6 protein-coding genes are annotated in these 5,471 nt (G+C 70.0%); 1 reads left to right on the top strand and 5 read right to left on the bottom strand.

Annotated elements, in window-relative coordinates:
- Both DQW06_RS24835 and coxB read right to left on the bottom strand, forming a co-directional pair.
- Window positions 1-550: cbb3-type cytochrome c oxidase subunit I (locus DQW06_RS24835; RefSeq protein ID WP_198662544.1), on the bottom strand; the 550-nt coding region annotated here is incomplete at its 3' end.
- Entirely contained in the window at window positions 547-1,443 is an 897-nt protein-coding gene (gene coxB / locus DQW06_RS24830; RefSeq protein ID WP_041552799.1) for a cytochrome c oxidase subunit II, read from the bottom strand. The genes DQW06_RS24835 and coxB, both read right to left, overlap by 4 nt.
- A 537-nt stretch (window positions 1,444-1,980) precedes the next feature.
- Between coxB and DQW06_RS24825 the strand changes: the two genes are divergently transcribed.
- Window positions 1,981-2,229, top strand: a complete 249-nt coding sequence (locus tag DQW06_RS24825) for a sulfurtransferase TusA family protein (protein ID WP_013154167.1) — start codon at window positions 1,981-1,983, stop codon at window positions 2,227-2,229.
- 275 nt (window positions 2,230-2,504) lie between these two features.
- On the opposite strand, the gene rpsD is transcribed toward DQW06_RS24825, so the two are convergent.
- The 3 genes from rpsD to DQW06_RS24810 form a co-directional block, all read right to left on the bottom strand.
- Window positions 2,505-3,116: a 30S ribosomal protein S4 gene (gene rpsD / locus DQW06_RS24820; RefSeq protein ID WP_013154168.1), complete on the bottom strand. Its 612-nt coding sequence runs from the start codon at window positions 3,114-3,116 to the stop codon at window positions 2,505-2,507.
- Between the two features lie 332 nt (window positions 3,117-3,448).
- Complete coding sequence (locus DQW06_RS24815) at window positions 3,449-4,420, bottom strand: carbohydrate kinase family protein (RefSeq protein ID WP_013154169.1); 972 nt, start codon at window positions 4,418-4,420, stop codon at window positions 3,449-3,451.
- A gap of 350 nt (window positions 4,421-4,770) precedes the next feature.
- On the bottom strand, window positions 4,771-5,118 hold the full coding sequence (locus DQW06_RS24810; RefSeq protein ID WP_013154170.1) for an iron-sulfur cluster assembly accessory protein: 348 nt from the start codon (window positions 5,116-5,118) through the stop codon (window positions 4,771-4,773).
- Between the last annotated feature and the right edge of the window lie 353 nt (window positions 5,119-5,471).

The following is a 5,471-nucleotide window of genomic DNA, read 5'->3' as shown; positions in this document are numbered from 1 at the left end:
AGTTGACCGCGCCCAGGATGGTGCCCAGACCCGAGACCACCAGGCCCAGGATCCACAGGTCACCGCCCAGACCCGGCGAACGCACCGCGTCCGACAGCGGCGTGTAGGCGAACCAGCCGAAGCTGGCCGCGCCGCCCGGGGTCAGGAACCCGCTGATGGCGATGAGGCTGCCGAACAGGAACAGGTAGTAGCTGAACAGGTTCATCCTCGGGAACGCCACGTCGGGCGAACCGATCTGCAGCGGCATGATCACGTTCGAGAACCCGACGAACAGCGGGGTCGCGAACATCAGCAGCATGATCGTGCCGTGCATGGTGAACAGCTGGTTGAACTGCTCGTTGGACATGGCCTGCATGCCCGGGAAGAACAGCTCGATGCGCATGAGCACCGCGAGCAGACCACCGAAGAGGAAGAACACGAAGGAGGTGATCAGGTACATGTACCCGATGACCTTGTGGTCGGTGGACGTCATCCATTTGACGATCATCGACCCCTTGCGCGACGGTGCCTGACCGCCCGCGAGAGTGGGGCTTGACGTGGTGGTGCTCATGACTGCTCATTCTCCTCGGCGTCGGACGCGCCGGAACCGGTGTCCTGCTCGTCGGTACCGGAGCCCTCGGCCTCGGAACCGCCGCTGCCGGTGCCCTCCTCGTCGGTGCCGGCGCCCTCGGCGCCCGCACCCTCGGCACCGGAGCCCTCACCGGAGTCCGGCGTGTCGCCGGTGTCGGCGGCCTCCAGCTCGGCCTCCTCGGCGGCCTGCTGCTGCTCGGCGGCCCAGGCGTCGTACTCGTCCTGGGGCAGGACCTGGACGTTGAAGAGCATGCGGGCGTGGTCCACACCGCACAGCTCGGCGCAGCGGCCGACGTACTCGCCCGCGGTGCCCTCGTTGATGTCGGCCTGGAAGGCGTTGTCCCGACCGGGGATGACGTCCATCTTGAAACCGAACTCGGGGATCCAGAACGAGTGGATGACGTCCGGCGAGTGCAGGTCGAAGTGGACGGTCGCGCCCTCGGGCAGCACCAGGGTCGTCTGGGTGGAGGGGTCGGCGGTGCCGTCCGGGTTGGGGATACCCGTCTCGGAGAAGAGCACCTCCCCGCCGTTCTCCTTCTTGTCGTCGAGGTAGTTGAACTGCCAGGCCCATTGGAAGGCCACGACCTCGATGTTGACGTCCGCCGGCTCGTCGGTGTCGAGCAGGATCGCCTGGTCCCGGGCGGTGAAGAAGAACAGCACCGAGATGATGACGATCGGCAGCACGGTGTAGAGCGCTTCGATGGGCATGTTGTACCGCACCTGCGGCGGCAACTGCTCAGAGCGCTTGCGGTGGAAGATGACCGACCAGACGATCAGCCCCCACACGAGAATGCCGACCGCGAAAGCCGCCACCCAGGAGCCCTGCCAGAGCGAGAGAACACGCTCGGCCTGGTTGGTGATCGGCTCCGGCATGCCCAAACGAGTGAGATCGTTCGACGCGCAGCCGGTCGCGGCCAGCCCCAGCACGGCGAGCGCGGCGCCGCGTGGTGCCCATCGGCGCAGGTTGCGGCGCCGATTCTCTTGGCGGGTCGGACTCACGGATTGCCTTCCCAGCGGTGTAGCCCGTGGAACCTCCACGGGCGGCCTAAGTATCCAAAGCTTTTCAGGGGGAAACATTATCGCGAACCGCCCAGCGCCCAGTTCAGGGGCTTGCCTGGTCAGCGTGTTGCCGACCTCCCTGAGCGGAGCTGGCGGCGGTACGTGGAGCCGGGCCCGTTCGCCCGCGGAGGATGACCCTCCCGGCTGGCTACGGAGCGCGGCCCGGCGTTCCCCCGGGCCCTCCTCCCCGATCGCGCCCCTTCCGCCTCTCGGGGGCGGCGTGGACGTTTCACGGGGGAGAGAACAAGGTGAGCGTATCGCTGGATTTACGACGCCCTTAACCGGGTTCGCCTTAGGGACGGGACCAGGTCAGGATGGTCATCACCAGACGACGACACACGGGGGTTTTCCGTGCCCGAGTACCCGCCCCGGCCTCCCCTGGTCACCGTGGAGGCGGTGGGCCGCAAGTGCCCCATCCCGATCATCATGCTCGCCGCCAGGCTGCACGAGGTGCCCATAGGCGCGGTCATCGCGGTCACCGCGGACGACCCCGCCGCCAGCGCGGACATCCCCGCCTGGTGCCGGATGAAGATGCACGAGTTCGTCGCGGAGCAGCCCCTGGCGCAGGGCAGCGCCTTCCACATCCGGCGCATGTACTGACCCGGCCCCGGCGGCCGTCCCGCGCCCGGGGGCAGGGCGGGGACCCGGCCTGGGCAGGGAGTTAAGAGGAGGGCCGAAAACCCGCGCCACACGGCCCGGGAGTTCCGGTTCCGGTGCGATAACGATTCGCACCCCGCCGAATCCTCGGCGTGGCGTGCTCCACACCACCCCGGACACGGCGAGGCCGCGCGGACCGAGTCCGCGCGGCCTGACCTGCTGCTCCGCATCGGCCGCCCCCGGGGAGGAAGCGGCCGCGCACACGCCGAGGCGGGTGGCTAGCGGGCGTAGAACTCCACGACCAGCTGCTCGTCGAAGGGCACCGGGATCTGCTCGCGCTTGGGGCGGTCGACGACCGCGACGCGCAGGTCCTTGTGGCTCACGGCGAGGAATCCGGCGATCTTGTCGTCGGCGTGGACGCCCTCAGCGGCCTCGACGAACGGCACCATGTTGCGGGACTTCTCCCGAACACTGATGATCTGACCCGGCTTGACCTGGTACGACGGGATGTCGACCTTCTTGCCGTCCACGGTGATGTGACCGTGGTTGACGAACTGACGCGCGGCGTAGATCGAGGCGGCCAGACCGGCGCGCAGCACGACCGTGGCCAGACGCAGCTCCAGCTCGGCGAGCATCTCCTCACCGGTGCGCCCCGTGCGCTTCTTCGCGCTCTCGTAGACGCGCAGCATCTGCTTCTCGGTCAGGTCGTAGTACCAGCGCACCTTCTGCTTCTCCGCCTGGCGGACCGCGTAGTCGCTGCTGTTGCGGCGGACGCGGCGGCCGTGCTCACCGGGCGGGTAGGGACGCTTCTCGAAGTAGCTGACCGCCTTACGGGTCAGCGGGGTGCCGGCGCGCCGGGACAACCGCACCTTCGGTCCGGTGTAGCGCATGCAATGTCCTTTCCGGATGAATCCGGGGAATCCCAGGTAAGGCTGGCCTAGATCTGGGAGGCGCTCAGCGCGCCCGAGCCCGCGCGGGCGCGCCGGAGCGCGCACAGCGGGACAGGTTCCCCACCGTCGCGGCGACCCGGCGCGGACGGCTTGGGCTGGGTAACCGGCACGCGTTTCAGCGCACCGGCGGGCACGGGGCTCCCCGTGCGGGACACCGGCTCCCAGGGAGCGGCGGCCGTGCGGGGCGCGGCCCGGTCCGGCAGGCGGACACGGGTCGTGCGGGTCGCGACTACCCACTCTACGGGTTCGCGGACACCACCCCGACCCGTCGACTACACGAACGGCGCGACCTCGGCCGAGACCCCGGCGCCGTAGGACTCCTCCAGACGCGCCAGGAGCGAGGCCCCGGTCAGGGTGTACTCCTGCGGCCCGTCCGCCTCCAGGCAGTGCACCGCGGTCGCGTTGCCCACCTGCGCGGCCCGCTCCAGCGACAGCCCCCACGAGTGCGCGGCCAGGAAACCCGCGCGGAACGCGTCCCCCATACCCGTGGGGTCCACCAGATCCCGCACCGCCGCGGCCGGAACGTGCACGCTCGGCTCGCCCGCCCGGTCGATACGCGCCCCCTTGGCGCCCAGGGTGGTGACACGGGTGCCCACCCGCTCCAGGACGTCGGCGTCGGACCAGCCCGTCTTCTGCTCGGCCAGCGCCTTCTCGTACTCGTTGGTGAACAGGAAGGCCGCGCCCTCGATCAGGCCCCGCACCTCGGGCCCCTCCATGCGCGCCAGCTGCTGGGAGGGGTCGGCGGCGAAGGCGATACCGCGGGTGCGGCACTCCTCGCTGTGACGCACCATCGCGGCCGGGTCGTCCGCCCCGATCAGCACCAGGTCCAGTCCGCCCAGGCGGTCCGCGATCGGCTGGAGCTCGATGTTGCGGGCCTCGGCCATGGCCCCGGCGTAGAAGGACGCGATCTGGTTCTGGTCCCGGTCCGTGGTGCAGATGAACCGGGCGGTGTGGCGCAGCTCGGAGATGTAGACCGCGGAGGTGTCCACACCGTGGCGGTCCAGCCAGGCGCGGTAGTCCTCGAAGTCGGCCCCGGCCGCACCCACCAGCACCGGGTTGAGGCCGAACCCGCCCATGCCGAAGCAGATGTTGGCCGCGACACCGCCGCGCCGCACGTCCAGCTCGTCGATCAGGAAGGACAGCGACAACTGCTGGATCTGGTCGGGGATGATCTGTTCCGCGAAGCGACCCTCGAAGGACATCAGATGGTCGGTGGCGATGGATCCGGCAACCGCGATACGCACGGGACGAAGGCTCCTTGGTCGGGAGGTGTCGGTCTGCTGACCGGACGGGGCTGCGGGCATGGGAGAGGACGTGCCCGGTTCGGACTGCCCCAGGTTAGTGCAGTGCGCCCGCGGCGTAGAGGACACCCGCTCGCTCCCGCCCCGCCCCGCACACGGAGAACCCCGCACACGGCAAAAGGGGGGAGGGCGGCACGAACCGCCCTCCCCCCGGAAAACCCTGTCACCGCCGACCGGAACCCTGGGGCCCGGCCCGCCCGACGACCGCCCCCGGAACGCCTCACGCCCCGGACCGCGACCACCGGACGGCTTCGGGCCCACCGACCCCGGAGCCCCCGGCGGGACGACGCCCCCTAGTTGAAGGAGTCACCGCAGGCGCAGGAACCGGTGGCGTTGGGGTTGTCGATGGTGAAACCCTGCTTCTCGATGGTGTCGACGAAGTCGATCGTGGCACCGATCAGGTAGGGGGAGCTCATCCGGTCGGTGACCACCTCCACACCGCCGAAGTCGCTGACCACGTCGCCGTCGAGCTCGCGCTCGTCGAAGTAGAGCTGGTAACGCAGCCCCGAGCAACCACCGGGCTGAACGGCCACGCGAAGACGCAGGTCGTCCCGCCCCTCCTGCTCAAGGAGCGCCCTGACCTTGCTGGACGCCTCGTCGGTGAGGATGATGCCCTCGGTGGTCTCGCTCTGAACCGTCATGCTGGAAAGCTCCTCTGGAAAGGGGTAGCGGCTGGCCGGCGACCCCCTTGGTCGCGTCTGGACCGGCCCGCCGCGGCGGGTCCCGTCCTCTTCAACGGTTCTCAACGCCCGGCACCGGCACCGCATTCCTCGCGCACCGGCCCGCACGGGCGTCACAGCGCCGCTGTGTTCTCCCCCGCCCCCGACCCGCACTGCGGACGGGGCCGCGGACGGGCACGGACGTGCCCGTCCTCCCAGGGTAATTTGTCCCGCCCCGGGACGCCATCTCCCCGCCGGGCCTGTGCACGAAGCCACCCGGCCACCGCGACACGCACCGCCGCCCCCGCCGCACACGACAGGGAGGGGCGGAGCCC

The organism is Nocardiopsis sp. TNDT3 (genome assembly GCF_003427465.1).
Classification (GTDB): Bacteria; Actinomycetota; Actinomycetes; order Streptosporangiales; family Streptosporangiaceae; genus Nocardiopsis; species Nocardiopsis dassonvillei.
The sequence above is the reverse complement of the archived record's forward strand: the minus strand, read 5'-3'. Positions and strand labels throughout refer to the sequence as shown.

Excerpts from the sequence above, each read along its gene's own strand:
- coxB (WP_041552799.1), bottom strand. The coding sequence starts at position 1,443 with ATGCCGGAGCCGATCACCAACCAGGCCGAGCGTGTTCTCTCGCTCTGG.
- rpsD (WP_013154168.1), bottom strand. The coding sequence starts at position 3,116 with ATGCGCTACACCGGACCGAAGGTGCGGTTGTCCCGGCGCGCCGGCACC.
- DQW06_RS24810 (WP_013154170.1), bottom strand. The coding sequence starts at position 5,118 with ATGACGGTTCAGAGCGAGACCACCGAGGGCATCATCCTCACCGACGAG.